28 protein-coding genes and 1 tRNA gene are annotated in these 26,048 nt (G+C 65.8%); 5 read left to right on the forward strand and 24 right to left on the reverse strand.

Annotated elements, in window-relative coordinates:
• Positions 1-2 precede the first annotated feature (2 nt).
• The 11 genes from WG898_RS17080 to rpsO form a co-directional block, all read right to left on the reverse strand.
• Complete coding sequence (locus WG898_RS17080) at positions 3-521, reverse strand: NADH-quinone oxidoreductase subunit NuoE family protein (RefSeq protein WP_339604003.1); 519 nt, start codon at positions 519-521, stop codon at positions 3-5.
• Positions 518-1,771 carry an NADH-quinone oxidoreductase subunit D gene (locus WG898_RS17085; RefSeq protein WP_339604004.1) on the reverse strand — a complete coding sequence of 418 codons (1,254 nt, stop codon included), beginning with the start codon at positions 1,769-1,771 and terminating at the stop codon, positions 518-520. Before WG898_RS17085 ends, WG898_RS17080 begins: the two co-directional genes overlap by 4 nt.
• A gap of 5 nt (positions 1,772-1,776) precedes the next feature.
• On the reverse strand, positions 1,777-2,370 hold the full coding sequence (locus WG898_RS17090) for an NADH-quinone oxidoreductase subunit C (protein WP_339604005.1): 594 nt from the start codon (positions 2,368-2,370) through the stop codon (positions 1,777-1,779).
• 12 nt (positions 2,371-2,382) lie between these two features.
• Entirely contained in the window at positions 2,383-2,859 is a 477-nt protein-coding gene (locus tag WG898_RS17095; RefSeq protein WP_046113908.1) for a NuoB/complex I 20 kDa subunit family protein, read from the reverse strand.
• 132 nt (positions 2,860-2,991) lie between these two features.
• Positions 2,992-3,351: an NADH-quinone oxidoreductase subunit A gene (locus tag WG898_RS17100; protein ID WP_339604006.1), complete on the reverse strand. Its 360-nt coding sequence runs from the start codon at positions 3,349-3,351 to the stop codon at positions 2,992-2,994.
• Positions 3,352-3,612: 261 nt separating this feature from the next.
• Positions 3,613-3,697, reverse strand: a tRNA-Leu gene (locus tag WG898_RS17105).
• A gap of 101 nt (positions 3,698-3,798) precedes the next feature.
• The gene (gene secG / locus WG898_RS17110; protein WP_285232271.1) at positions 3,799-4,170 is read right to left on the reverse strand and encodes a preprotein translocase subunit SecG; all 372 of its coding nucleotides are present in this window, start codon (positions 4,168-4,170) and stop codon (positions 3,799-3,801) included.
• A gap of 67 nt (positions 4,171-4,237) precedes the next feature.
• Positions 4,238-4,978, reverse strand: a complete 741-nt coding sequence (gene tpiA / locus WG898_RS17115; RefSeq protein ID WP_339604007.1) for a triose-phosphate isomerase — start codon at positions 4,976-4,978, stop codon at positions 4,238-4,240.
• Between the two features lie 15 nt (positions 4,979-4,993).
• Positions 4,994-5,980 carry an NAD(P)H-quinone oxidoreductase gene (locus tag WG898_RS17120; protein WP_339604008.1) on the reverse strand — a complete coding sequence of 329 codons (987 nt, stop codon included), beginning with the start codon at positions 5,978-5,980 and terminating at the stop codon, positions 4,994-4,996.
• A gap of 9 nt (positions 5,981-5,989) precedes the next feature.
• On the reverse strand, positions 5,990-8,155 hold the full coding sequence (pnp, locus tag WG898_RS17125) for a polyribonucleotide nucleotidyltransferase (RefSeq protein ID WP_339604009.1): 2,166 nt from the start codon (positions 8,153-8,155) through the stop codon (positions 5,990-5,992).
• A 214-nt stretch (positions 8,156-8,369) separates the two neighbouring features.
• Positions 8,370-8,639, reverse strand: a complete 270-nt coding sequence (gene rpsO, locus WG898_RS17130; RefSeq protein ID WP_339604010.1) for a 30S ribosomal protein S15 — start codon at positions 8,637-8,639, stop codon at positions 8,370-8,372.
• Positions 8,640-9,071: 432 nt separating this feature from the next.
• On the opposite strand from rpsO, the gene WG898_RS17135 reads away from it, so the two are divergent.
• On the forward strand, positions 9,072-9,512 hold the full coding sequence (locus tag WG898_RS17135) for an Hsp20/alpha crystallin family protein (RefSeq protein ID WP_339604011.1): 441 nt from the start codon (positions 9,072-9,074) through the stop codon (positions 9,510-9,512).
• Between the two features lies 1 nt (position 9,513).
• Here the strand turns inward: WG898_RS17135 and tsaD are convergent, their stop codons facing one another.
• The 9 genes from tsaD to uvrB all read right to left on the reverse strand — a co-directional run bounded on the left by tsaD (position 9,514) and on the right by uvrB (position 18,186).
• Positions 9,514-10,545 carry a tRNA (adenosine(37)-N6)-threonylcarbamoyltransferase complex transferase subunit TsaD gene (gene tsaD, locus WG898_RS17140; RefSeq protein WP_339604012.1) on the reverse strand — a complete coding sequence of 344 codons (1,032 nt, stop codon included), beginning with the start codon at positions 10,543-10,545 and terminating at the stop codon, positions 9,514-9,516.
• Positions 10,546-10,884, reverse strand: a complete 339-nt coding sequence (gene fdx / locus WG898_RS17145; RefSeq protein ID WP_285232278.1) for an ISC system 2Fe-2S type ferredoxin — start codon at positions 10,882-10,884, stop codon at positions 10,546-10,548.
• A 2-nt stretch (positions 10,885-10,886) separates the two neighbouring features.
• Positions 10,887-12,743 (reverse strand): Fe-S protein assembly chaperone HscA, encoded by a 1,857-nt coding sequence (gene hscA / locus WG898_RS17150; protein ID WP_339604013.1) that lies wholly within the window; start codon positions 12,741-12,743, stop codon positions 10,887-10,889.
• 4 nt (positions 12,744-12,747) lie between these two features.
• Positions 12,748-13,275 carry a Fe-S protein assembly co-chaperone HscB gene (gene hscB, locus WG898_RS17155; RefSeq protein ID WP_339604014.1) on the reverse strand — a complete coding sequence of 176 codons (528 nt, stop codon included), beginning with the start codon at positions 13,273-13,275 and terminating at the stop codon, positions 12,748-12,750.
• 68 nt (positions 13,276-13,343) lie between these two features.
• A complete protein-coding gene (iscA, locus tag WG898_RS17160; RefSeq protein WP_285232281.1) occupies positions 13,344-13,667 on the reverse strand; it encodes an iron-sulfur cluster assembly protein IscA in 324 nt (107 codons plus the stop codon).
• A 24-nt stretch (positions 13,668-13,691) separates the two neighbouring features.
• Positions 13,692-14,078 (reverse strand): Fe-S cluster assembly scaffold IscU, encoded by a 387-nt coding sequence (gene iscU / locus WG898_RS17165; RefSeq protein WP_339604015.1) that lies wholly within the window; start codon positions 14,076-14,078, stop codon positions 13,692-13,694.
• 26 nt (positions 14,079-14,104) lie between these two features.
• Positions 14,105-15,325, reverse strand: coding sequence for an IscS subfamily cysteine desulfurase (locus tag WG898_RS17170; protein WP_339604016.1), 1,221 nt, complete (start codon positions 15,323-15,325; stop codon positions 14,105-14,107).
• Between the two features lie 16 nt (positions 15,326-15,341).
• A complete protein-coding gene (gene iscR, locus WG898_RS17175) occupies positions 15,342-15,875 on the reverse strand; it encodes a Fe-S cluster assembly transcriptional regulator IscR (RefSeq protein ID WP_285232284.1) in 534 nt (177 codons plus the stop codon).
• A 196-nt stretch (positions 15,876-16,071) separates the two neighbouring features.
• On the reverse strand, positions 16,072-18,186 hold the full coding sequence (gene uvrB, locus WG898_RS17180; protein ID WP_339604017.1) for an excinuclease ABC subunit UvrB: 2,115 nt from the start codon (positions 18,184-18,186) through the stop codon (positions 16,072-16,074).
• 147 nt (positions 18,187-18,333) lie between these two features.
• On the opposite strand from uvrB, the gene WG898_RS17185 reads away from it, so the two are divergent.
• The 3 genes from WG898_RS17185 to rsxB all read left to right on the forward strand — a co-directional run bounded on the left by WG898_RS17185 (position 18,334) and on the right by rsxB (position 21,679).
• Positions 18,334-19,539, forward strand: a complete 1,206-nt coding sequence (locus tag WG898_RS17185) for an amino acid aminotransferase (protein WP_339604018.1) — start codon at positions 18,334-18,336, stop codon at positions 19,537-19,539.
• A 155-nt stretch (positions 19,540-19,694) separates the two neighbouring features.
• Positions 19,695-21,008, forward strand: coding sequence for a polyhydroxyalkanoate depolymerase (locus tag WG898_RS17190; RefSeq protein ID WP_339604019.1), 1,314 nt, complete (start codon positions 19,695-19,697; stop codon positions 21,006-21,008).
• Positions 21,005-21,679, forward strand: coding sequence for an electron transport complex subunit RsxB (gene rsxB, locus WG898_RS17195; protein WP_339604020.1), 675 nt, complete (start codon positions 21,005-21,007; stop codon positions 21,677-21,679). Before WG898_RS17190 ends, rsxB begins: the two co-directional genes overlap by 4 nt.
• Before the next feature lie 6 nt (positions 21,680-21,685).
• On the opposite strand, the gene WG898_RS17200 is transcribed toward rsxB, so the two are convergent.
• The 4 genes from WG898_RS17200 to WG898_RS17215 are packed head-to-tail and all read right to left on the reverse strand — an operon-like array spanning position 21,686 to position 25,294.
• Positions 21,686-22,477: a ChbG/HpnK family deacetylase gene (locus WG898_RS17200; protein WP_339604021.1), complete on the reverse strand. Its 792-nt coding sequence runs from the start codon at positions 22,475-22,477 to the stop codon at positions 21,686-21,688.
• Entirely contained in the window at positions 22,474-22,851 is a 378-nt protein-coding gene (locus WG898_RS17205; RefSeq protein WP_339604022.1) for a GtrA family protein, read from the reverse strand. The genes WG898_RS17200 and WG898_RS17205 overlap by 4 nt, the downstream gene beginning before the upstream one ends.
• A complete protein-coding gene (locus WG898_RS17210; RefSeq protein WP_339604023.1) occupies positions 22,848-23,855 on the reverse strand; it encodes a glycosyltransferase family 2 protein in 1,008 nt (335 codons plus the stop codon). Before WG898_RS17210 ends, WG898_RS17205 begins: the two co-directional genes overlap by 4 nt.
• Positions 23,852-25,294: an ArnT family glycosyltransferase gene (locus WG898_RS17215; protein WP_339604024.1), complete on the reverse strand. Its 1,443-nt coding sequence runs from the start codon at positions 25,292-25,294 to the stop codon at positions 23,852-23,854. The genes WG898_RS17210 and WG898_RS17215 overlap by 4 nt, the downstream gene beginning before the upstream one ends.
• A gap of 82 nt (positions 25,295-25,376) precedes the next feature.
• On the opposite strand from WG898_RS17215, the gene nth reads away from it, so the two are divergent.
• On the forward strand, positions 25,377-26,048 hold the full coding sequence (nth, locus tag WG898_RS17220) for an endonuclease III (RefSeq protein WP_339604025.1): 672 nt from the start codon (positions 25,377-25,379) through the stop codon (positions 26,046-26,048).

Genomic DNA, 26,048 nt, shown 5'->3' on the forward strand with positions numbered 1-26,048 from the left:
CCTCAGTTCTTGGCCGAATTGTTGGAATTGGCCTTGAGCACGTCGACGAGTTCGTCGAGGCGCTCATGACTCATGAAGCTGCACATCTGGCGATCGTTCACCAGCATCACCGGCGCATCGGCGCAGGCGCCCAGGCATTCGCATTTCTGCACGGTGAACAGGCCATCTGCGGTGGTGCCGCCCTCTTCCACGCCCAGCTTCTGGCACAGATGGTCCAAGGCCTGCTGGCCGTTGCGCAGCAGGCAAGGCAGGTTGGTGCAGACGTTCAACTTGAACTTGCCCAGCTGGCGCTGGTTGTACATGTTGTAGAAGGTCGTGACCTCGTACACGGCGATGGCCGGCATGCCCAGGTAGGCGGCGATGGCGTCTTCGCTCTCGCGCGAGACATAGCCCTGCTCCTGCTGCACGATGGCCAGGCAGGCCATCACGGCCGACTGCTTCTGCTCGGCCGGGTACTTCGCGACTTCGCGGTCAAAGCGAGCGCGCGTGGCCTCGCTGATCACATAGGTGGTGGCGCTCATCGATCGATCTCACCAAAAACAATATCCATGGTGCCGATGATGGCAACGGCGTCGGCAATCATGTGGCCCTTGGCCATCTCGTCCAGCGCGGCCAGATGCGAGAAGCCGGGGGCACGGATCTTCAGGCGGTAGGGCTTGTTGGCACCATCGCTGACGATGTAGATGCCGAACTCGCCCTTGGGATGCTCGACGCCCACATAGGCCTCGCCCTCGGGCACGCGGAAGCCTTCGGTGAAGAGCTTGAAGTGGTGGATCAGCTCTTCCATGTTCGACTTCATGTCGACACGGGCGGGCGGCGCCACCTTGTGGTTGTCGGTGATGACCGGGCCGGGGTTGGCGCGCAGCCAGTCCACGCATTGCTTGATGATGCGGTTGGACTGGCGCATCTCTTCCATGCGCACCAGGTAGCGGTCGTAGGTATCGCCGTTGGTGCCCACCGGGATGTCGAAGTCCATCTGGGCGTAGACATCGTAGGGCTGGGTCTTGCGCAGATCCCAGGCGATGCCCGAACCACGCAGCATCGGACCGGTGAAGCCCATGTTCAGCGCGCGCTCGGGGCTGACGACGCCGATGCCCACGGTGCGCTGCTTCCAGATGCGGTTGTCGGTCAGCAGGGTTTCGTAGTCGTCGACATTCTTGGGGAAGCGTGCGCAGAAGTCGTCGATAAAGTCCAAGAGCGTGCCCGAACGGTTTTCGTTCAGCATCGCAATGGTCTTGGCGTTCTTGATCTTGGAGACCTTGTACTGCGCCATGCTGTCGGGCAGGTCGCGGTAGACGCCACCCGGACGGAAGTAGGCCGCGTGCATGCGCGCACCCGACACCGCCTCGTACATATCGAACAGATCCTCGCGCTCGCGGAAGGCGTAGATCAGGATGTTCATGGCGCCGCAGTCGATACCATGCGCGCCGATCCACAGCAGGTGGTTCAGCAGGCGCGTAATCTCGGCAAACATCACGCGGATGTACTGCGCACGCAGCGGCACGTCCACGCCCAGCATCTTCTCGATCGCCAGGCAGTAGGCATGCTCGTTGGCCATCATCGACACATAGTCCAGACGGTCCATATAGGGCAACGACTGGATATAGGTCTTGCTCTCGGCCAGCTTCTCGGTGGCGCGGTGCAGCAGGCCGATATGCGGATCGGCACGCTGGATCACTTCGCCGTCGAGTTCCAGCACCAGGCGCAGCACGCCGTGCGCGGCCGGATGCTGAGGCCCGAAATTGAGGGTGTAGTTCTTGATGTCGGCCATTTGGATCAGATCCCGCCGTAGTTGTCTTCGCGGATGACGCGTGGCGTGATCTCACGCAGCTCAATCGTCACCGGCTGATAGATCACGCGCTTCTGTTCCGCGTCGTAGCGCATTTCCACATTGCCCTGGGTCGGGAAGTCCTTGCGCATCGGATGGCCGATGAAGCCATAGTCGGTCAGGATGCGACGCAGGTCCTCATGGCCCTCGAAGATGATGCCGAACAGATCGAAGGCTTCGCGCTCGAACCAGTTCGCCGAGTTCCAGATCGGCGTCACGGCCGCCACGCAGGGGAAGTCGTCGTCGGCGCAGAACACCTTCAGGCGCAGGCGCCAGTTCTTGTTGACCGACAGCAGCTGCGAGGCCACTGCATAACGCGGACCTTCATGGCCACCGTCGCCATAGGCGCTGTAGTCCAGGCCGCACAGGTCGATCAATTGCTCGAAGCGCAGTTCCGAATGGTCGCGCAGCGTCTTGGCCACGGCCAGATAGTCGGCGGGCGAGACGCGGATGGTGATTTCGTCGAACTCGCGCTTGAGTTCCATGATCTGGCCGGCCAGCACCTTCTCCAGCGCGGCCTGCAAGGTATCGAGTTTGCTCATTGATGGCAGCCTTCAGCGTGCGATGGTGTTCTCACGGCGGATCTTGGCCTGCAGCTGCAAGATGCCATAGAGCAAGGCTTCGGCGGTGGGCGGGCAACCGGGCACATAGACGTCCACCGGCACGATGCGGTCGCAGCCCCGGACCACCGAATAGCTGTAGTGGTAGTAGCCGCCGCCGTTGGCACAGGAACCCATCGACAGCACCCAGCGCGGCTCGGCCATCTGGTCGTAGACCTTGCGCAGGGCGGGCGCCATCTTGTTGCACAGCGTGCCAGCCACGATCATCAGATCGGACTGGCGCGGGCTCGGACGAAACAGCATGCCGAAGCGGTCGATGTCGTAGCGCGCCGCACCGGCATGCATCATCTCCACCGCACAGCAAGCCAGACCAAAGGTCATCGGCCAGAGTGAACCGGTCTTGGACCAGTTGATCAGCTTGTCCACCGAGGTGGTGACAAAGCCTTCCTTCAAAACGCCTTCAATACCCATTGCAAGCTTTCAAACGTTCGCGGCCACTTGGGGCCGAGCGCCGGGCCGCCCCAAGCCGGCCCTTTGCCAGCCGCCAGGCTGGCATCCCCTCGGGGGACCGCCCAACGTAACCGTTGGGCGAGGGGCCAACCATCATTCCCAGTCGAGGGCACCCTTTTTCCACTCGTAGGCAAAGCCCACGACCAGAATGCCCAGGAAAATCATCATGGCCCAGAAACCCGTGGCTCCAATTTCACGCAGGGCCACGGCCCAGGGAAACAGGAAGGCGATTTCCAGGTCAAACAAAATGAAGAGAATGGCCACGAGGTAATAGCGCACATCGAATTTCATGCGCGCATCTTCAAAGGCCTCGAAGCCACATTCATAGGGGGAGTTCTTGGCCTGATCCGGCCGATTGGGCCCCAGCAGGAAGCCCAGAACCTGGGGCACTATACCCACCGCTGCGCCGACCAAGATAAAGAGGATGACGGGGAGGTACTGTTCCAGATTCACTTTTTTTGCTCTCGTTTGCGCTGCCCTACGGCCTCCAGGCCCAGCAGCAACATATTCGACAAAACAACGTTTCGCCAAAAGCAAAGGGCGCGCCGTTGGCGATGGAGTATCGCTCACGGACTGCGCCCGCCTAGTCCCTTCGCAGCTTCCGGCATGACCTTCGTCAAACCTTCACCACTACAGGGCGCCACAACCAACATCACCAACACATCGTCGGGCTCCAGCCCTGGGATGTTAACTGACGATCTCGATCGCATTGTTTGGTGCCGACGGCGAGACTCGAACTCGCACAGCTTTCGCCACTACCCCCTCAAGATAGCGTGTCTACCAATTTCACCACGTCGGCGCTTGCCTGATATTCGGTTGCTTGAGGATTGCTTCCGAGACAGCCTTGAATTCTATACCGAAATTTCAAGGCTCCAGCGAGATTCGCTGTATTTTTGCGACTCAGTTCGAGGCTGCGGAAGCCGGTGCCGCGGGCAGGCTGGTCGGCACCGCAGCCGCGCCGGATGCGGGTGCCGCAGGCGCCGTCGGAGCGGCACGGTCCAACACGCTTTCGCCGCCCGCCGGAGCCGCACTGCCACGGCTGCCCAGATAGGCCAGGCCCAGGGTGCAAACGAAGAACAGCGTGGCGCACACCGCGGTGCTGCGCGACAGGAAGTTGGCGCTGCCGGTGGCGCCAAACAGACTGCCAGAGGCGCCGCTGCCGAACGAGGCGCCCATATCGGCACCCTTGCCATGCTGCACCAGCACCAGGCCGATCATCGCCAGGGCGCTCAGCAGTTGCACGATCAGTACCAGATTCATCAACACTTGCATCTCAAACTCTCCAGGAAATCATTTGCGGACGCGCGGCCGCCAGCGGCCGCGTCGTTTCTTCATTAGCTCAGCCAGCCGCGCGGCAGATGGCCGAGAAGTCGGCCGCCTTGAGGGCGGCGCCACCGATCAGACCGCCATCGATATCGGGCTGGGCGAACAGCTGCACCGCGTTGTCGGGCTTGACGCTGCCGCCATACAGAATGCGCATCGCGTCGGCCTTCTGTGTTGCAGCGGCGAGCTGCTTGCGCAGCACTGCATGCACCGCCTGCGCCTGTTCGGGCGAGGCGGTGAGGCCGGTGCCGATCGCCCACACCGGCTCATAGGCCAGCACGATCTCGCCAATGCAATGCGTCAGCGTATGGATCACCGCGGCGAGCTGGCGCTTCACCACCACCTCGGTCTGGCCCGCCTCGCGCTCGGCCAGGGTTTCACCCACACAGACGATGGGCGTCACGCCGTGCGCCAGCGCGGCCTTGGCCTTGTCGGCCACCAGCTGGTCGCTCTCATGGTGATAGGCGCGGCGCTCGGAGTGGCCGACGATGACATAGCGGCAACCGGTGTCGGCCAGCATGGCCGACGAGACCTCGCCGGTGTAGGCGCCCTGCTCGTGGGCCGAGCAGTCCTGGGCACCGAAGGCCATCGCCTGGCCGGTCAGCGCCAACGCAGTCTCGGTGATGTACGGAAAGGGCACGCAGACCGCCACGTCGGCATTCCAGGGGCCCGCCTCCTTCAAGCCGGTCAGCAACAAGGCATTGGCGGCACGGCTGCCGTGCATCTTCCAATTGCCCACCACCAACTTCTTGCGCATCGCTAACACTCCAACTTACCAGCTCAGCACGATCTTGCCCACATGCTCGCCCGACTCCATGAGTGCGTGCGCTGCAGCGGCCTGATCGGCTGGCAATTGTTTGTAGATCACCGGCGCGATGGTGCGCGCCGCCAGCAGGGGCCAGACATGTGCGCGCAGCGCGCGCGCGATGCCGGCCTTGAACTCGAGCGAGCGCGGCCTGAGCGTCGAGCCGCTGATGGTCAGGCGCCGGCGCAAGACCTGACCCGCATCGAACTCGGCCTTGACGCCACCCTGCACCGCGATGATGACGGCCCGGCCGTCGTCGGCCAGGCATTGCACATTGCGGGCCACATAGTCGCCCGCCACCATGTCGAGGATCACATCCACGCCACGGCCCGCGGTCGCCAGCTTGACCTCGGACACGAAGTCCTGCGTGCGATAGTTGATCGCCACATCGGCACCCAGCTTCAGGCAGGCCTCGGCCTTCTCGGCACTGCCCACCGTCACCAGCACCTGGGCACCAAAGGCCTTGGCCAACTGGATCGCGGTCACGCCGATGCCGCTGCTGCCGCCATGGATCAGGAGGCTCTCGCCGGGCTGCAGACGCGCCCGCTCGAACACATTGCTCCAGACGGTGAAGAAGGTCTCGGGCAGGCTGGCCGCCTCGGCCATGCTCCAACCATCCGGCACCGGCAGGCATTGCGCCACCGGCGCCGTGCAAAGCTCGGCATAGCCGCCGCCCGCCACCAGCGCGCAGACCGCGTCGCCGATATGCAGGCCGGCCGCAGCCAGGGCCTGCGCATCGCCCGCAACAATGCGCCCCGCCACTTCCAGGCCAGGCAGATCGCTGGCCCCGGGAGGCGGCGGGTAAGCACCCTTGCGTTGCAGCACATCCGGGCGATTGATGCCATAGGCCTGCACAGCGATCAGGCACTCCCCTGCCCCGGCGACGGGGTCGGGTCGGCTGACCAACTGCAGCACCTCGGGCGCGCCCGGCTGCGTGATGGCGATGGCCTTCACTGCCAGGCCTTACTCGGCCGTGCCTTCTTCGGCCACCGGGGCCGCGACGGGCGCTGCCTGCGGTGCGAATGCAGGCGCGGCGTCGCGGTCGATCAGGGCCTTCATCGACAGCTTGATGCGACCCTTCTCGTCGGTCTCCAGCACCTTGACCTTGACGATCTGGCCTTCGGTCAGGAAGTCGGTAACCTTCTCGACGCGCTGGTGCGCGATCTGGCTGATGTGCAGCAGGCCGTCCTTGCCGGGCAGCAGGTTCACCAGGGCACCGAAGTCCAGGATCTTGGTGATCGGGCCTTCGTAGACCTTGCCCACTTCCACTTCGGCGGTGATCTCTTCGATGCGCTTCTTGGCGTGTGCGGCCTTGTCGGCGTCGGTCGAGGCGATGGTGATGGTGCCGTCTTCGCCGATGTCGATGGTGGTGCCGGTCTCTTCGGTCAGCGCACGGATGGTGGCGCCGCCCTTGCCGATCACGTCACGGATCTTCTCGGGGTTGATCTTCATGGTGTACAGACGCGGCGCGAACTCCGACACCTCGGTCGAGGCGCCGGCCACCGCTTCCACCATCTTGCCCAGGATGTGCAGGCGCGCTTCCTTGGCCTGCGCCAGTGCGACCTGCATGATTTCCTTGGTGATGCCCTGGATCTTGATGTCCATCTGCAGGGCCGTGATACCGGTGGTGGTACCCGCGACCTTGAAGTCCATGTCGCCCAGATGATCTTCATCGCCCAGGATGTCGGTCAGCACGGCAAAACGGTTCGCGTCCTTGATCAGGCCCATGGCGATACCGGCCACATGCGCCTTCAGCGGCACGCCGGCGTCCAGCAGCGAGAGGCAGCCGCCACACACCGAAGCCATCGACGAGGAGCCGTTGGACTCGGTGATTTCCGAGACCACGCGGATCGAGTAGGGGAAGTCTTCCTTGTTCGGCAGCACCGCCACCAGGGCGCGCTTGGCCAGACGGCCATGGCCGATTTCGCGGCGCTTGGGGCTGCCCACGCGGCCGGTTTCGCCGGTGGCGAACGGAGGCATGTTGTAGTGCAGCATGAAGCTCTCGCTGAACTCGCCGGCGAGCGCGTCGATGGTCTGCGAATCGCGGTCGGTGCCGAGGGTCGCGGCCACCAGGGCCTGGGTCTCGCCACGCGTGAACAGCGAGGAACCGTGGGCGCGCGGCAGCACACCGGCGCGGATCTCGATCGGGCGCACGGTGCGGGTGTCGCGGCCGTCGATGCGGGGCTCACCGGCCAGGATCTGGCCGCGCACGATGCGGGCTTCGATCTCGAACAGCAGGCCGTCGACCTCGACACCGTCGAATTCCACGCCCTCGGCCTTCAGGGTCTCCTTGACCTTGGCATAGGCCTCGCGGCAGGCCACGGTACGGGCTTGCTTGGAGCGGATCTGGTAGGCGGCGCGCAGCGCCTCTTCGGCCAGGGCTGTGACCTTGGCGATGAAGGGTTCGTTCTTGGCCGGAGCCACCCAGTTCCAGCTCGGCTTGCCGGCGTCGCGCACCAGTTCATGGATCGCGTTGATGGCGATCTTGCCCTGCTCATGGCCGAACACCACGCCACCCAGCATGATGTCTTCGCTGAGCTGGTCGGCTTCGGATTCCACCATCAGCACGGCGGCCTCGGTACCGGCCACCACCAGGTCCAGCTTGGAGTCCAGCAGCGCGGTCTTGCCGGGGTTCAGCACGTATTCGCCGTTCACATAGCCCACGCGCGCAGCGCCGATCGGGCCATTGAATGGGATGCCGGAGATGGCCAGCGCGGCGCTGGTAGCGATCAGGGCCGCGATGTCGGCCTGCACCTCGGGGTTCAGCGACACCACATGCACCACCACCTGCACTTCGTTGAAGAAGCCCTCGGGGAAGAGCGGGCGGATCGGGCGGTCGATCAGGCGCGAGGTCAGGGTCTCCAGCTCGCTGGGGCGGCCTTCACGCTTGAAGAAGCTGCCGGGGATCTTGCCGGCGGCATAGGTCTTCTCGAGATAGTCGACCGTCAGCGGGAAGAAGTCCTGGCCGGCCTTGGCCTCGCCCTTGGCCACCACGGTGGCCAGCACCACGGTGTCTTCGATGTTCACCAGCACGGCGCCGGAAGCCTGGCGTGCGATCTCGCCGGTTTCCATGATGACCTGGTGGTTGCCCCATTGGAAGGTCTTGGTGACTTTGTTGAACAAGCTCATGTTCATCTCCTCTAGTGTTTGGGCGCTTGCGGTGCGCCTGCGAACCGGGAGTGGGGCTGGGTTTGGCCGGATGCCATTCCAGGGGGCCTCGGGTGAAACACCTTGGAATGACACATCTCAACCACGTCAGCTCAACTCCAAAACGTTGAACTACAAAGACAAAGAGCCTGTGCTGGCAGTAGTTCCAGACAGGCTCCTTGATCGCGACAGCTGCTTACTTACGCAGACCCAGCTTCTGGATCAGTGCGGTGTAACGCGCAGCGTCCTTGCGCTTCAGGTAAGACAGCAAGCTCTTGCGGGTGTTGACCATCTTCAGCAGACCGCGGCGGCCGTGGTGGTCCTTGGCGTGCAGCTTGAAGTGGGGGGTCAGCTCGTTGATGCGGGCGGTCAACAGGGCCACTTGGACTTCCGGCGAACCGGTGTCGTTGGCGCTGCGAGCGTTCGACTTGACGATGTCTGCTTTGTTCAGATCGGCGATTGCCATGGTGCGTTCCTAGCTATCGGAATCCGCCGGGCAGCGCTCCCATGCAGGGACTGATGCGTCGCTCTCAGACGGTTTCCAGGTTTTCAACTTGCGGTCACAGGTGAAACCGACCCGTGCCGTGCCTTGTTCCACGCCACCAAGCAAGGCCTGGCGGCGCAAAACCTGCGGATTCTAACCCAAAATGCAGGCGTGGCGACGGACTGTGGATCGGGCCGATCAGGCAAGCAGACACATATGGCAGCGCCGCTGCCCGTTTTCAAGCGCCCGACGAGGCCCCAAGCAGGCGGCCGTCAGTGCCTCTTGACGCGCCGCAAGAAGCCATCGCGAGCAGCTCTTGAAAGCATGGGGGCGGCACCTACGTTGAGGCTACGGGCACTGACGCGCCCTTGGGGCGGCAGGCTCGACATTCCACCCGTGTCAAAAGGAGGCTTTATGTTTCTCGTTCCCGTGAACCGCAATGTGTCCGACTTCTCGCGCAGCCTTGAGCGCCTGTTTGACGACGGCCTCAGCAGCTTCTTCGGCGATGGCCGCGAACTCGCCAGCCAGCTGCGCAGCCCGGCCCTGGATGTCAGCGAAACCGAGCAGGCCTACACGGTCAAGCTGGACATGCCAGGCGTGCCCAAGGAGGCGGTGAAGATCAGCATCGACGGCCGCCGCATCAGCGTGGACGCCGAGACCCACAAGGACGAAGAGAAGAAGGACGGCGAGCGCCTGCTGTATCGCGAGCGCTCCAGCTCACGCTACTCGCGCAGCTTCACCCTGCCCGAGGAAGTGAGTCAGTCCGACTCCAGCGCCAAGATGGACCATGGCGTACTGACCCTGAATCTCGCCAAGCGCCAGGCCAAGGGTGCCGCACAACTGACGGTGAGTTGAGTCAGACCGAAGCCAGGTCCCAGCGCGGCCTGACTTCGAAGCTGCCGTCGCGCCTGAGCTGGCCCATGCCGCGCTGCAGGCGCATGGCGGCGGCCATCGCGATCATGGCGCCGTTGTCGGTGCACAGGCTGAGCTCGGGATAGTGCACGCGCACGCCGCGCTTGGCGCAGGCGCTGTTGAGTTGCTGACGCAGGGCGCTGTTGGCGCCCACGCCGCCCGCCACCACCAGGCGCTTGAGGCCCGAGGTCTTGAGCGCCAGCAGCGCCTTCTTCACCAGCACCTCGACGATGGCCGCCTGTGTGGCCGCCGCCAGGTCGGCGCGCTGCTGCTCGCTGGGCGACTCACCCAGGCGCTTCACCTGGGTCAGCACCGCCGTCTTCAGGCCGGCAAAGCTGAAATCCGGTTTGCCGCTGTGCAGCAGCGGCCGCGGCAGGTCGAAGGCCTTGGGGTCGCCCCGCAGGGCCAGCTGGGCCAGATGCGGCCCGCCTGGGTAAGGCAGGCCCAGCAGCTTGGCGCTTTTGTCGAAGGCCTCGCCGGCCGCATCGTCGATGGTCTCGCCCAAGACCTCATAGCTGCCCACATCGTCCACCCGCATCAGCTGCGTGTGCCCGCCCGAAACCAGCAGGGCCACGAAGGGAAACTCGGGCGCGTCGGCCGAAAGAAAGGGCGAGAGCAAATGGCCTTCGAGATGATGCACGCCCAGGCTGGGCTTGCCCAGCGCCGCGGCCAGCGCCACCGCCACGCCGGCCCCGACCAGGAGGGCACCGGCAAGACCTGGCCCCTGGGTATAGGCAATCACATCCACGTCCGCCAAGCCCAGCCGCGCCCCGGCCAGCACCTCGCGCGTGAGCGGGATGACGCGGCGGATATGGTCGCGCGAGGCCAGCTCGGGCACCACGCCGCCGTAGGCCTGGTGCATGCTGATCTGGCTGTGCAGGGCCTGCGCCAGCAGGCGCGGCGCGCCCTGCTCAGGCACCTCGACCAGGGCCACCCCGGTCTCGTCGCAGGATGACTCGAAGCCCAACACGCGCATTCAGTGCTTTTCCTTGGCGTGGTTGATCGAGTACTTGGGGATCTCGATGGTGACATCCTGATTCGCCAGGATGGCCTGGCAGCTCAGGCGCGAATCGGGCTCCAGCCCCCAGGCCCGATCCAGCATGTCTTCCTCGCCCTCCTCCATCTCGGACAGCGAACGCTGGCCGGCGCGCACGATCACATGGCAGGTGGTGCAGGCGCAGACCTGGTCGCAGGCATGCTCGATGGGAATGTCGTTGTCCAGCAGGGCCTCGCAGATCGAGGTGCCGGACGGCGCCGTCACCTCGGCGCCCTGCGGGCAGTATTCGGGATGGGGAAGGATCTTGATGATGGGCATGGTCAGAGCTGCTCGATGTTGCGGCCCGCCAGCGCCTGGCGTATGCCTTTGTTCATGCGTGCGGCCGCGAAGGCCTCGGTTCCCTTGGCCAGGGTCTCGACGGCGGCATTGATGCGATCGGCGTCCTCGCCGATCGCCGCGGCCTGCATCTGCTCCAGCAAGGCGTCGATCTCGGCATGCTCACCCGCGGTGAGCAGCTCGGCGTCGGCCTCCAGCGCCGACAGGGTGGCCAGGCGCATGCGCTCGGCCTCCACCCGCGCTTCGCGCAGGGCGCGCGCCTGCATATCGGTCTCGGCGCTGGCAAAGCCATCCTTGAGCATGCTGGCGACCTGCTCGTCCGACAGACCATAGCTGGGCTTGACGCTGATGGCGGCCTCCACGCCCGAGCCCAGCTCGCGCGCCGACACGCTCAGCAAGCCGTCGGCGTCGACCTGGAAGCTCACGCGTATGCGCGCCGCACCGGCCACCATGGGCGGGATGCCGCGCAGCTCGAAACGCGCCAGCGAGCGGCACTCGCTCACCAGCTCGCGTTCGCCCTGCAGCACATGGATGGCCATGGCGGTCTGGCCATCCTTGAAGGTGGTGAAGTCCTGCGCCTTGGCCACCGGAATGGTGGCATTGCGCTCGATCACGCGCTCCACCAGGCCGCCCATGGTCTCCAGCCCAAGTGAGAGCGGGATCACGTCGAGCAGCAGGATCTCGCCGTCGGCCGCGTTGCCGGCCAGTTGGTTGGCCTGGATAGCGGCACCCAGGGCCACCACCTCGTCGGGATTCAGATTGACCAGCACCTCGCGGCCGAACAACTGGCTCACCGCAGCGCGCACACAGGGCATGCGGGTCGAGCCACCCACCATCACCGTGCCCTGCACCTCGTCCGCCTTGATCCTGGCGTCGCGCAGCACGCGGCGTACCGCGACCAGGGTCTTGTCCACCAGCGGCTTGGCCAGCGCTTCGAACTGCTCGCGGCTGACGCTCACGTCGACGCGCCCCGCATCCAGCTCGCAAACCAGCTCGGTGGACACGGCCGCGGACAGCGCCTCCTTGGCGCGCCGCGCGGCGACCAGCACGGCGCGCTTGTCGTGCGCACTGGCGGCCGCCAGCCCGGCCTGGGCCAGCGCCCAGTCGGCCAGCAACTGGTCAAAATCGTCACCACCCAGCGCGGCATCACCGCCGGTGGCCACCACTTCGAACACGCCGCGCGTCAGGCGCAGCAAGGAGATGTCGAAGGTGCCACCACCCAGGTCATAGACCGCATAAAGCCCCTCGGACGCATTGTCCAGCCCATAGGCGATGGCCGCCGCGGTGGGCTCGTTGATGAGGCGCAGCACCTTGAGGCCGGCGAGCTGGGCCGCATCCTTGGTGGCCTGGCGCTGCGCGTCATCGAAGTAGGCCGGCACGGTGATCACGGCACCGAACACGTCGTCGGCAAAGCTGTCTTCGGCGCGATAGCGTAGCGTCGCCAGGATCTCGGCGGAGATCTCCACCGGCGACTTGACGCCCGCGCGCGTGTTCACGCTCAGCATGCCCGGCGTGTCCTCGAAGCGGTAAGGCAGCTTGTCGCGGCCACCGATGTCCGCCAGCGCGCGCCCCATGAAGCGCTTCACCGACACGACGGTGTGCTCGGGGTCGTCGGCCTGCGCCGCCAGCGCTTCGGCACCGATCTGGCGCCCGCCATCCGTGAGGTAGCGCACCGCCGACGGCAGGATCACGCGCCCCTGCGCGTCGGGCAGGCACTCGGCCACGCCATGGCGCACCGAGGCCACCAGCGAATGCGTGGTACCCAGGTCGATGCCAACGGCGATGCGCCGTTCATGCGGATTGGGCGACTGGCCCGGTTCGGAAATCTGCAGCAATGCCATGTTCTTATTGTCCCAGCCCGTCCAGGGCGTCCAGGCGCTTGTCGATATCGGCGCGAAAGCGTGTCACGAACATCAGCGCGCGCACGCGCTGGGCCGCGGCGGCCGCATCCTGCTTGTCGTCCAGCAGCATGCCGGCCTCCGCCAGCAAGGCGCGCTCGCGCGCCGCCACCAGATCGTCCAGCGCCTGCACCGCCGCCACGCCATCGGCCTCGTCGAGGGCCTCGCGCCATGCCATCTGCTCCATCAGGAAGCCGGCCGGCATGGCGGTGTTGTCATGCTCCTGCAGCGGTGCACCGCGCAGCTCGCACAGATAGGCGGCGCGCTTCATCGGGTTGCGCAGGCGCTGGTGGGCCTCGTTGACGCGCACCGCCCACTGCATCGCCAGGCGCTGTGCGGCCGCGCCGTCGGCGGCGAACTTGTCCGGATGCACATGGGCCGCCACGGCCTTCCAGCGCGCGTCGATGTCGGCCAGCTCCTGCGCATAGCGCTGGGGCAGGCCAAAGAGGCTGAAATCGTCGTCGGCGAGATTCATGAAGCTTAGTCAGCGAAGCAACAAAAACGCGGCCGGTGATGGCCGCGCCTCGTCATCGGAGCATGAGCTCAGACGCGGAAAGATTCACCGCAACCGCAGCGATCCTTCTCGCGCGGATTGCGGAACTTGAAACCCTCGTTCAGGCCCTCGCGCACGAAGTCCAGCTCGGTGCCGTCCAGGTAGGGCAGGCTCTTGGGATCGATCAGGATCTTGACGCCATGGCCCTCGAACACGATGTCCTCCGGCGCCACGTCGTCGGCGTATTCCAGCTTGTAGGCCAGGCCCGAGCAACCGGTGGTCTTCACCCCCAGGCGCACACCTACACCCTTGCCGCGCTTGGTGATATAGCGCGTCACATGGCGCGCCGCGGCTTCCGTCAAGGTCACTGACATCCTGAAGTTCCCGCCTTCTTTCGTTTACTGAACGTGTTTGGCGCGGTAGTCATCCACCGCGGCCTTGATGGCGTCTTCGGCCAGGATGGAGCAGTGGATCTTCACCGGCGGCAGCGCCAGTTCCTCGGCGATCTGGGTGTTCTTGATGTCGAGTGCCTGGTCCAGGGTCTTACCCTTGACCCATTCGGTCACCAGCGAGCTGGAGGCGATGGCCGAGCCGCAACCATAGGTCTTGAACTTGGCATCCTCGATCAGCCCGGTGGCGGGGTTGACCTTGATCTGCAGCTTCATCACATCGCCGCAGGCCGGCGCACCCACCATACCGGTACCAACCGTGTCGTCACCCTTCTCGAAGGCGCCGACATTGCGGGGATTTTCGTAATGATCAACGACTTTTTCACTGTATGCCATGTTGTTCTCCTGCTAGTCAGGGCCGCTCAGTGAGCCGCCCATTGGATGGTGCTCAGGTCGATACCATCCTTGTACATATCCCACAGCGGCGAGAGCTCGCGCAGTTTCGCCACCCTGTCCTTCAGCGTGCTGACGGCATAGTCGATCTCCTCCACCGTGGTGAAGCGGCCTATCGTCATGCGCAGGGATGAATGCGCCAGCTCATCGCTGCGGCCCAGGGCGCGCAGCACATAGCTGGGCTCCAGGCTGGCCGAGGTGCAGGCCGAGCCCGACGACACAGCCAAGCCCTTCACGCCCATGATCAGGGACTCGCCCTCCACATAGTTGAAGGACATGTTCAGGTTGTGCGGCACGCGCTGCTTCAGGTCGCCATTGACGAACACCTGCTCGATGCCCGACAGGCCATCCAGCAGACGCTGGTGCAGCATGCGGATGCGTTCGCCCTCCTCCTTCATTTCCAGCTTGGCGATGCGATAGGCCTCGCCCATGCCTATGATCTGGTGCGTGGCCAGCGTGCCCGAGCGCATGCCACGCTCATGGCCGCCGCCATGCATCTGCGCTTCCAGGCGGATGCGCGGCTTGCGGCGCACGAACAGCGCGCCGATGCCCTTGGGGCCATAGGTCTTGTGCGAGGCCAGGCTCATCAGGTCGACAGGCAGGCTCGCCAGGTCGATCTCCACCTTGCCGGTGGCCTGCGCGGCGTCGACGTGGAAGATCACACCGCGTTCGCGGCAGAGATCGCCGATCGCCACGATGTCCTGGATCACGCCAATCTCGTTGTTGACGAACAAGACCGAGGCCAGGATGGTGTCCGGCCGCAGCGCGGCCTTGAACACTTCCAGATCCAGCAGGCCGTTCTCCTGCACATCCAAGTAGCTGACATCGAAACCCTGACGTTCCAGCTCGCGACAGGTGTCCAGCACCGCCTTGTGCTCGGTCTTGAGCGTGATGATGTGCTTGCCGCGGGTCTTGTAGAACTGCGCCGCACCTTTGATCGCCAGGTTGATGGACTCGGTGGCGCCCGAGGTCCAGACGATTTCGCGCGGATCCGCATTCACCAGCGACGCAACCTGCTCACGCGCCTTCTCCACCGCGGCCTCGGCCTCCCAGCCCCAGGCATGGCTGCGGGACGCCGGATTGCCGAAATGCTCGCGCAGCCAGGGCACCATCACATCCACCACGCGCGGATCCACCGGTGTGGTGGCGCCGTAGTCCAGGTAGATAGGGAAATGCGGGGTCATGTCCATGGGTCAGAAAGCAGGTTTACTTGTTGAAAGCGTTGCCGAGCGCGAACACCGAGTTCGGCGCGGTGATGCGGATGGGCTTGACGACGGGGGTCGAGGAGATCGCACGCTTGATCGGCGCCTCCTCGATCGTGACGCCCTTGGCGAGTTGGTCTTCCACCAGCTTGCGCAGCGACACCGAGTCCAGGTACTCGATCATCTTGGCGTTCAGGCTGGTCCAGAGTTCGTGCGTGATGCAGCGGCCGGTGTCCTCGCCCATGCAGTTTTCCTTGCCGCCGCAGCCGGTGGCATCGATGGGCTCATCCACCGCCACGATGATGTCGGCGACCGTGATGTTTTCGGACTTTCGACCCAGCGAATAACCGCCGCCCGGGCCGCGCGTGCTCTCCACCAGCTCATGGCGGCGCAGCTTGCCGAACAGTTGCTCCAGATAGGACAGCGAGATCTGCTGGCGCTGACTGATGGCGGCCAGGGCCACGGGGCCGCTGTTTTCGCGCAGCGCCAGATCGATCATGGCCGTGACGGCAAAACGCCCCTTGGTGGTCAAACGCATGGAATACTCCTTCGGCCCCGCGGGGCCCTGAGCCAGCACGAACTAAACGAACAGTGGAAAACCCTGCTTGCTCAATGCAAGCTATCGACAGCCTGGGTTTACCCTCGTCTATGTCCGAGCATTTTACTCAATTATCGCCAGGCTTGCTCGGCACGCATCCCGCGCGACACAAAGCCTTGCCGGTGCCAGGTCTTGTCTACGGCCTGCCAGCGCCGATCGGCACGAGGTTGTCGTGCACCGCCGCGCCAAAGGCCTGCTCGCGCAGCTCGGCCAGTTGGTCGCGGATGCGCGCCGCCTTCTCGAACTCCAGATTGCGCGCATGCTCCAGCATCTGCTTCTCGAGCTGGGTGATGCGCTTGCTGAGGTCTTTCTCCGACAGCACCTCCACCTCGGCGGCGTGGATCAGCTTCTGGTCGTCGCGCCCCGGCTTGTCGGAATAGACGCCGTCGATCAGATCGCGGATGCGCTTGTTGACGCCGCGCGGCGTGATGCCATGTTCCAGGTTGAAGGCCACCTGCTTGGCGCGGCGCCGCTCGGTCTCGCCTATTGCCTTTTTCATCGACTCGGTCATGCGATCCGCATAGAGGATGGCCTTGCCATTCAGGTTGCGCGCGGCCCGGCCTATGGTCTGGATCAGGCTGCGCTCGGCGCGCAGAAAGCCTTCCTTGTCGGCATCCAGGATCGCCACCAGTGAGACCTCGGGGATGTCCAGGCCTTCGCGCAGCAGGTTGATGCCCACCAGCACATCGAACACCCCCAGGCGCAGGTCGCGCAGGATCTCGACGCGCTCCACCGTGTCCACGTCCGAGTGCAGATAGCGCACCTTGACGCCGTTGTCGCCCAGGTAGTCTGTGAGCTGCTCGGCCATGCGCTTGGTCAGCGTGGTGATGAGCACGCGCTCGTTCACCTTCACGCGCTCGTGAATCTCCTGCAGCACGTCGTCGACCTGGTGGGTCGCAGGCCGCACTTCCACCGTCGGGTCCACCAGGCCGGTGGGCCGCACCACCTGCTCCACCACCTGCCCCGCGTTCTGCTGCTCGTAGGCCGCCGGCGTGGCCGAGACAAACACCGCCTGGCGCATCTTGCGCTCGAACTCCTCGAACTTGAGCGGCCGGTTGTCCAGTGCCGAGGGCAGGCGGAAGCCATATTCCACCAGCGTGGTCTTGCGCGCCCGATCGCCGTTGTACATGCCGCCGAACTGGCCGATCAGCACATGGCTCTCGTCCAGGAACATCAGCGCGTCGGGCGGCAGATAGTCCACCAGGGTCGGCGGCGGTTCACCCGGCGCAGCTCCGGAGAGATGGCGGGTGTAGTTCTCGATGCCCTTGCAATGCCCCACCTCCTGCAGCATCTCCAGGTCAAAGCGGGTGCGCTGCTCGACGCGCTGCGCCTCCACCAGCTTGCCCTCGGCCACGAACTGGCCGACGCGCTCGCGCAGCTCGGCCTTGATGGTGTCCATCGCCGCCAGCACGCGATCGCGCGGCGTGACGTAATGGCTGCTGGGGTAGACGGTGAAGCGCGGGATCTTCTGGCGGATCTGGCCGGTCAGCGGGTCGAAGAGCTGTAGGCCCTCGACCTCGTCGTCGAACAGCTCGATGCGCAGCGCCAGTTCCGAATGCTCGGCCGGGAACACGTCGATGGTGTCGCCACGCACGCGGAAATGCCCGCGCACGAACTCCATCTCGTTGCGCTGGTACTGCATGCGTATGAGCTGGGCGATCACATCGCGCTGGCCCATCTTGTCGCCCACGCGCAGCGTCATCACCATCTGGTGGTAGTCGGCCGGATTGCCGATGCCGTAGATGGCCGACACCGAGGCCACGATCACCACATCGCGCCGCTCCATCAGGCTCTTGGTGCAGGACAGGCGCAACTGCTCGATCTGCTCGTTGATGGCGCTGTCCTTCTCGATGAAGAGGTCGCGCTGCGGCACATAGGCCTCGGGCTGGTAGTAGTCGTAATAGCTGACGAAGTACTCGACCGCGTTGTTGGGGAAGAAGTCGCGGAACTCGCTGTAGAGCTGCGCCGCCAGCGTCTTGTTGGGCGCAAACACGATCGCCGGCCGCCCCAGGCGCGCGATCACATTGGCCATGGTGAAGGTCTTGCCCGAGCCGGTCACGCCCAGCAGGGTCTGGTAGCTGAGGCCATCGTTGATGCCCTCGACCAGCTGCGCAATCGCGGTCGGCTGATCGCCCGCCGGCGCAAAGGGCTGAAAAAGCTGGAAGGGCGAGCCTTCGAAAGAGACGAACTCGCCCTTCGGCGCGTTGTTGTCCTCCTCGGTATATGGCATCACGGCAGGTGCTTCTGGCATGGGGGATTCCCTGAGATCGGCCCGCGCCCCCGCCTAAAATGGCGGCGCTGTCGCGGGCTGCGAACCCGACAGCGTAGCGCAGCCGGCGCTGGCTTGCCGGCGCCACCCCCTCCCGCTCTTGCCACCGTCCTGTCAGGAAAGACGCCCATGTCCTTGTTTGCCGCCGTCGAAATGGCCCCCCGCGACCCCATCCTGGGTCTGAACGAGCAATTCAATGCCGACACCAATCCCGCCAAGGTGAACCTGGGCGTGGGCGTGTACTACGACGAGAACGGCAAGCTGCCCCTGCTGCGCTGCGTGGCCGAGGCCGAGGCGCAGATGCAGGCGGCCCCCAAGGCGCGCGGCTATCTGCCCATCGACGGCATCGCCGCCTACGACCAGGCGGTACAGGGCCTGGTGTTCGGCGCCGACAGCGCCGCGGTGCGCGAGGCCCGCGTGGCCACCGTGCAGACCCTGGGCGGCACCGGCGGCCTGAAGATCGGCGCCGACTTCCTCAAGCGCCTGAGCCCCGATGCCCAGGTGCTGATCTCTGACCCGAGTTGGGAGAACCACCGCGCGCTGTTCAGCAACGCCGGTTTCAAGGTCTCGAGCTACCCCTACTACGACGCCGAGCAGCGCGGCATCGACGTCGCCGGCATGCTGGCCACGCTGCAGGCCGCCGCGGCCGGCAGCATCGTCGTGCTGCACGCCTGCTGCCACAACCCCACCGGCTACGACCTCAGCGCCGAGCAATGGGCCCAGGTGGTCGAGGTGGTGAAGGCGCGCGGCCTGGTGGCCTTTCTGGACATGGCCTACCAGGGCTTTGGTGAGGGCATTGCCGAGGACGGTGCGGTGGTGCAGCAGTTCCTGGCCGCCGGCCTGGACTTCTTCGTCTCCACCAGCTTCTCCAAGAGTTTCTCGCTCTATGGCGAGCGCGTCGGCGCTTTGAGCGTGGTGTGCGTCTCGGCCGAGGAGGCCAAGCGCGTGCTGAGCCAGCTCAAGATCGTCATCCGCACCAATTACTCCAACCCGCCCACCCACGGCGCCCAGGTGGTGGCCATGGTGCTCTCTACCCCCGTCCTGCGCGCGATGTGGGAAGAGGAACTGGCCGGCATGCGGCTGCGCATCCGCGAAATGCGCCAGGCCCTGGTGGCCGAACTGAAGGCCGCCGGTGTGAGCCAGGACCTGAGCTTCGTGACGCGCCAGAAGGGCATGTTCAGCTACTCGGGCCTGAACGCTGCCCAGATGCAGCGTCTGCGCAGCGAGTTCGGCGTCTATGGCGTGGACTCCGGTCGCATCTGCGTGGCGGCGCTGAACGGCAAGAACCTCAAGGCCGTGGCGGCGGCCATGGCAGCAGCGATCGCACAGGGGTAAATACCGGCGATCTGCGCCCATATTTGGGGTTTCCTACGTGTTTGACACAAGCCAAGTGTCAGCCTGGCCTCGTAGAATGCTGCAACGCACAAATGAGCAAACCGGTGTCACCCACGCCGGTTTGGCAGCCCAGTTCCTGAACCAAGAGGTCCGCCATGCTGTACCAGCTCTATGAAACCCAACGCGCGCTGATGAGCCCCTTCGCGGAGTTCGCCAGCGCCTCGGCCAAGCTCTACAGCCACCCGCTTTCGCCCTTCACGCACACGCCGCTGGCACAGCGCGTATCGGCCGGCCTGGACCTGATGCATCGCCTGGCCAAGGAGTACGAGAAGCCCGAGTTCGATATCCGCGGCGTGGATGTGGATGGTGTCGAGGTGGCGGTGCAGGAGCTGGTGCCCATCACCAAGCCCTTCTGCCGCCTGCTGCGCTTCAAGCGCTACACCGACAACCTGCAGGTGCTGGCCAAGATGAAGGAGCAGCCCACCGTGCTGGTGGTGGCGCCGCTGTCTGGCCACCACAGCACCCTGCTGCGCGACACCGTCAAGCAACTGCTGAAGGAACACAAGGTCTTCATCACCGACTGGACCGACGCCCGTATGGTGCCGCTGGAGGCCGGGCCCTTCCATCTGGACGACTACATCGCCTATGTGCAGGAGTTCATCCGCCATGCCGGCCCCGATGTGCATGTGATCTCGGTCTGCCAGCCCACCGTGCCGGTGCTGGCCGCGATTTCGCTGATGGCATCGAGGGGCGAGATCACGCCGCGCTCCATGACCATGATGGGCGGGCCCATCGACGCGCGCCGCAGCCCCACGGCGGTCAACAACCTGGCGATGAACCGCAGCCACAGCTGGTTCGAGAACAACGTCATCTACCGCGTGCCCACCAATTTCCCGGGCGCCGGCCGTGCCGTCTACCCGGGCTTTCTGCAGCACACCGGCTTCGTGGCGATGAACCCCGACCGCCACCTCAGCTCGCACTACGACTACTTCCTCGACCTGGTGCGCGGCGACGACGACAGCGCCGAATCGCACCGCCAGTTCTACGACGAGTACAACGCCGTGCTGGACATGCCGGCCGAGTACTACCTCGACACCATCAAGACGGTGTTCCAGGACTTCGCACTGGTGAACGGCACCTGGGAGGTCGATGGCCAGTTGGTGCGCCCGCAGGACATCCAGGGCACCGCCCTGCTGACCGTTGAGGGCGAGCTGGACGACATCTCCGGTGCCGGCCAGACCCGTGCCGCGCACGAGCTATGCAGCGGCATCCCCAGCGCGCACCAATACCATTACGACGCCGTCGGCGCCGGCCATTACGGCATCTTCTCGGGCCGCCGCTGGCGCGAGAAGGTCTATCCGGTGGTGCGCGACTTCATCCTCAAGTACAACCACGCGGCCGAACGCCCCGCCCATACCGATGGCAGCGGCGCGCGCAAGCCGCGCAGCAAGCACAAGACGACGGCTTGATTGCAGCGCTGACACCTCTTGAGGACCTGAGCCAACGCATTGACCAGGCCCTGCCCCAGACCCAGTGCACGCGCTGCGGTTATCCGGATTGCCGCAGCTATGCAGTGGCGGTGGCCAGCGGCACGGCGGGCATCAACCAATGCCCGCCCGGCGGTGCCGCGGGCGTCGCGCGCCTGGCCGAGATCACCGGCCGCCCCGCCCTGCCCCTGAGCGCCGCGCATGGCGTGGAGGGGCCGCGCATGCTGGCGGTAATCGACGAGGACTGGTGCATCGGCTGCACACTGTGCATCAAGGCCTGCCCGGTCGACTGCATCGTCGGCGCGCCCAAGCAGATGCATGTGATCGTCGACGCGCAATGCACCGGCTGCGAACTCTGCATCCCGGCCTGTCCGGTGGACTGCATCACGCTCGTGGACGCCAGCGCCGGCCGCAGCGGCTGGGACGCCTGGAGCCAGCCGCAGGCGCTAGAGGCGCGTGAGCGCTACCAGTTCCACCAGCTGCGCGTGCTGCGCGAGAAGCAGGAAAACGACGCACGCCTGCAGGCCAAGGCCGAGCACAAGCTCGCCCACCTGGCCGAGATCAGCAAGCTCAGCGAGCCGTCGGAGCTGGAGAAAAAGCGCAGCGTGATCGAGGCCGCCTTGGCGCGCGCGCGCGCCAAGCGTGCCGTCTAGCGCCGTTCAGCGCCAATCGGCACACAGGCCCAGCTGCACCCCCTGCCGGGCCAGCAGCTCGCCGGCCTCGGTGCTGAGCCAGAAGGCATGCTCGCGCACCCTCGCCGCACGGATCGGATCGGCGCGGGTTTCGGTGCCGCCGACGCGGCCAGGGTGGGTCATCAACAGGCCACCGTCGGGCAGGCCGGCCAGCCATGCCGCCACCAACTCGCCAAACCGCGCCTTGGGGCCGAAGTCGTAGACGCCAGCAAAGTCGCGGTTCATCGCCAGTCCCTGCTCGCGCGCCTGGCGCTGCAAGCCGCCCGCGCCCAGCGCCGCGATCACCGCCGCCTTGGGACCGCGCCAGCGCCGCGCACGCGTGTTGCGCAGCGCGCAGCCCCGGCCATAGCGGCGCACCAGCGCGCCCACCACGGCCTCGCGCAGCACCGGCAGCTGATGCACATGCTGGTGACCATCCAGATAGTCGGGCGCCCGGCCCAGCGCGGCCTCGAAGGCGTCCAGCTGGCTGGCCACCCAGGCGTCGGCATCGCGGCGCGCAATCGCGCCGCGATAGGCAGCCGCGATCCAGCCCGACAGGCTGCGTCTGGCGTAGCCGGCGAACTCGTTCACATCCAGGTGCAGGCCGACATCGGCGGCGCCGGCACGTTCGCGCAAGGCCGGTGCCCATTGCGCCCAGGCCGGCGACAGCACCATGCAGCTGGTGGCGCTGAGGCGGCCGGCGTCAATGCCGTCGAGGATGCCCTGGCTGACGGCGGCGTCGAAGCCATAGTCGTCGGCACAAATCTGCACCCGCTTCATGCCGCCCGCCGCTTGAAGGCCCAATGCCGGCTCAACAGCCAGGTCATCGCCGCCACCGCCAGCAACACCAGGAACAGCGCCAGGCGGTACTCCACGCCCAGACCGAGCAGGACGGCGTACATCAGCTCATTGCTGGCAAAGCCCAGCAGGGCCACCAGCGCGAAGCGCGGCAGGGCCTGACGGCCACTGGCCTGCTGCGCCGCGAAGCTCAGCCGATGATGGCCGACAAAGCTGACGCAGAAGGCCAGCATGAAGCCCAGCACATTGGCCAGCAGGGGCGCGAGCGCCAGTAGCTTCACCGCCAGCACCACCACGGCGAAATGCACCGCTGCCGCGCTGGCGCCCACCGCGCCAAACCAGAGCAGCGCCCTCACAGCCCGGCGTCCTTGCCAGCCGCGTCCAGCGGTGGGGTCAGGTCTTGCGTCACATAGAGCGGGCGGCGCTTGACCTCGTCGAACACCCGGCCGAGGTACTCGGCGATGATGCCCAGGCACAGCAGCTGCACCCCGGCCAGGAAGGTGATGGACGCCGCCAGCGTGGCAAAACCCGAGATGTCGTTGCCCAGGAACAGCTTCTCGAACACGATCCAGAGACCGAACACCACCGAGGCCACCGACACCATGATGCCCAGCGCCGACACCAGGCGCAGCGGCACCTTGCTGAAGGCGGTGATGCCGGTCACCGCCAGCGACAGCAGCCGCATGAAGCGGAAATGGCTCTCGCCATGCGCGCGCTCCTCCGGCACAAAGTGGATCGCCTGGGCCTTGAAGCCCACCCAGGCGAACAGGCCCTTCATATAGCGCGCGCGCTCGGGCAATTGGCGCAACGCCAGCACCACGGCGCGGTCCAGCAGGCGGAAGTCGCCCGCGTCGGCGGGCAGTTCGAAGCGCGAGCCCTTTTGCATCAGCCAATAGAACACACGCGTGTAGCTGCGGCGCGCCCAGGACTGCGAGGCCCGCCGCCCGGTCTGCACGCCGTAGACCACGTCGAAACCTTCGCGCCAGCACTGCAGCATTTCCAGCACGCAGGCGATCGGATGCTGGCCGTCGGCGTCCATGCTGACGACCACCTGGCCCTCGGCGGCATCGAGACCCGCGGTGAGCGCCGCCTCCTTGCCGAAGTTGCGCGAGAGTCGCAGCAGCCGCACCGGCAGGCCTGCGTGGATCAGGCCCTGCACCACCAGCACGGTGTCGTCGCGGCTGCCGTCGTCGACCACCAGCAGCTCCAGCCTATCGGCCTGCCCGCTCAGGCGGGCCCGCAACTCGGGCAGCAGCCAGGCCAGGTTGGCGGCCTCGTTGTAGGCCGGCAGCACCACCGACAGCAATGTGGGGCGCTGGCGCGGCAGCACGGGAGCAAGGGGCTGGAGGGAAGAATTCATTGGCCCGAATTGTGCGACAGAGCCGGCTCCCGCACGAGACAGGCATCCTTGTTGCAAGCCAACGGCTGGTCGACGACCACCTCAGCACGCGGCAGGACCGCGAAGGCGGGCGTACCGGGTTCGCCCGGCATGCCCTCGTACAGGCGTCCGGCGGTGTAGAAGTAGGCCGAGTAGGGAGGCTTGGCCTGGTAGCGCAGTGCACAGCGCTGACCCGCACAGGCCTTCTCGTAGGCGGCGATCAGCACCTGATCGGAATTGCGCTGCACCGCCTGCGGCAATTTGTAGAGATAGGCCCAGGCCGTCAGCGCCAGCACCAGCAGCGCATAGACACGCAGGCGGCGCCCGGCCAGACTGGCCTCGGGCAGCAGGCCCATCGCCAGTATCACCAGGCCCGGCATGGCCGTCAGCGCATAGGTGGCAATGATGTTGCGCGCCCCGCTGAAGAGCAGCAGTGGCGCCAGCAGCAGGCAGGCGGCGTAGCTGATCAGCTCGGGCTCGAGCTGGTTGCGCAGTTGCCGCCCGACCGCGCCCCGGCCCTCGCGCCAGCGCAGCCAGGGCAGGCGCGCCAGCGCCAGCAGCACCCATGGCAAGGCGGCCACGAGGGCGTAGAGCCAGATCATGCCCAGCGGCTGGGCATGCGCGAAGCCATAACGATCGCCCTTCCAGCCCGGCTGCAGAAAGCGCATCACATGCTCGCCCAGCACAAAATACTGCAGGAAGCCGGGCGTCTTGAGCTCGGCGATGACGAACCAGGGCAAGGCCACCGCCATCCAGATCAGCCATACCCAGGGATCCCGCAACACGGCCCACACCAGGCGGCAATGCCCACGCCAGCCCGCATGCATGAGGATGGGCAGCAAGGCCAGCACGGCCGCAGCCGGCCCCTTGGTCAGCAGCGCCAGGCCCAGGCCCAGCGCCAGCACGCGCGCGGCACGGCGGCGCCCCGCGCCCTCGTCCTTGAGCAGCCGCCACCAGGCGGCCTGCACCAGCAGCACGGTGGCGCCCAGGGTCGCGTCCGTCATCACCGCGCCGGCGCACAGGAAGAACAGCGGGCTCAGCATCAGCCCCGCCAGCATGGCCGCGCGCTGCAGCGCCGACACACTGCCCTTGAGCATCCAGTTGAGGCTCCACAGGGCCAGCAGCGCCCACAGCAGCGCGGCCAGGCGGCCGGGCCAGGCATGCACGCCGAACAGCTCCATCAGCAAGGCCTGGCTCCAGGTCGACAGCGGCGGCTTGGCCCAGAACACCTCGTTGGGCGTGATGTGCGGGCTGACCCAGTCCTGCAACACCACCATCAGGCGCGCAATCTCGGCGTAACGCGCCTCGGTATGGTCGGTCAGCACCGCCAGCGGCAGGCTGCCGAGGCGCAGCAGCAGGGCGGCGGCGAGCACCAGCCACCAGATCCGGGTCGCGGCAGGGTTAGAAAGCGGTTTGGTCATCGAAGCGGGGCGAAGCAATGGAGCAACGAAGCAGGAGCCGCATTCTCCTTGAGGCGCGCGGCGCAGCAGCGACAATTCGCGCATGAACTCGCAAATGATTCAGCACTTCTTCGAAACCCTGCAGCGCGCCAATCCAGCGCCGCAGACCGAGCTGGAGTACGCCAGTGTGTTCGAGTTGCTGGCGGCGGTGCTGCTGTCGGCCCAGGCCACCGATGTGGGCGTGAACAAGGCCACGCGCCGGCTGTTCGTGGTGGCCAATACGCCGGCCAAGATGCTGGCGCTGGGCGAGCAAGGCTTGAGCGAATACATCCGCACCATCGGCCTGTACCGCACCAAGGCCAAGAATCTGATCGCCACCTGCCAGATCCTGCTGAACCAGCATGGTGGCCAGGTGCCGCGCACGCGCGAGGCACTGGAGGCCTTGCCCGGCGTGGGCCGCAAGACCGCCAACGTAGTGCTCAACGTCGCCTTCGGCGAGGCCACCATGGCGGTGGACACCCATATCTTCCGCGTCGCCAACCGCACCGGCCTCGCCCCCGGCAAGACCCCGCTGGCGGTGGAACTGGGCCTGCTCAAGCGCATTCCGCCGGCCTTCATGGTGGACGCGCACCATTGGCTGATCCTGCATGGACGCTATGTCTGCCAGGCGCGCAAGCCGCTGTGCGGGCAATGCCAGGTGGCGGCCGATTGCGACCACGGGCGCCGGCTCGCCGCCGCAGCCAAGCCCCACCCTACAATGGCGGCCGCCCAGTAG

The sequence above is a fragment of the Paucibacter soli genome (genome assembly GCF_037482845.1).
Lineage (GTDB): Bacteria > Pseudomonadota > Gammaproteobacteria > Burkholderiales > Burkholderiaceae_C > Paucibacter_B > Paucibacter_B soli.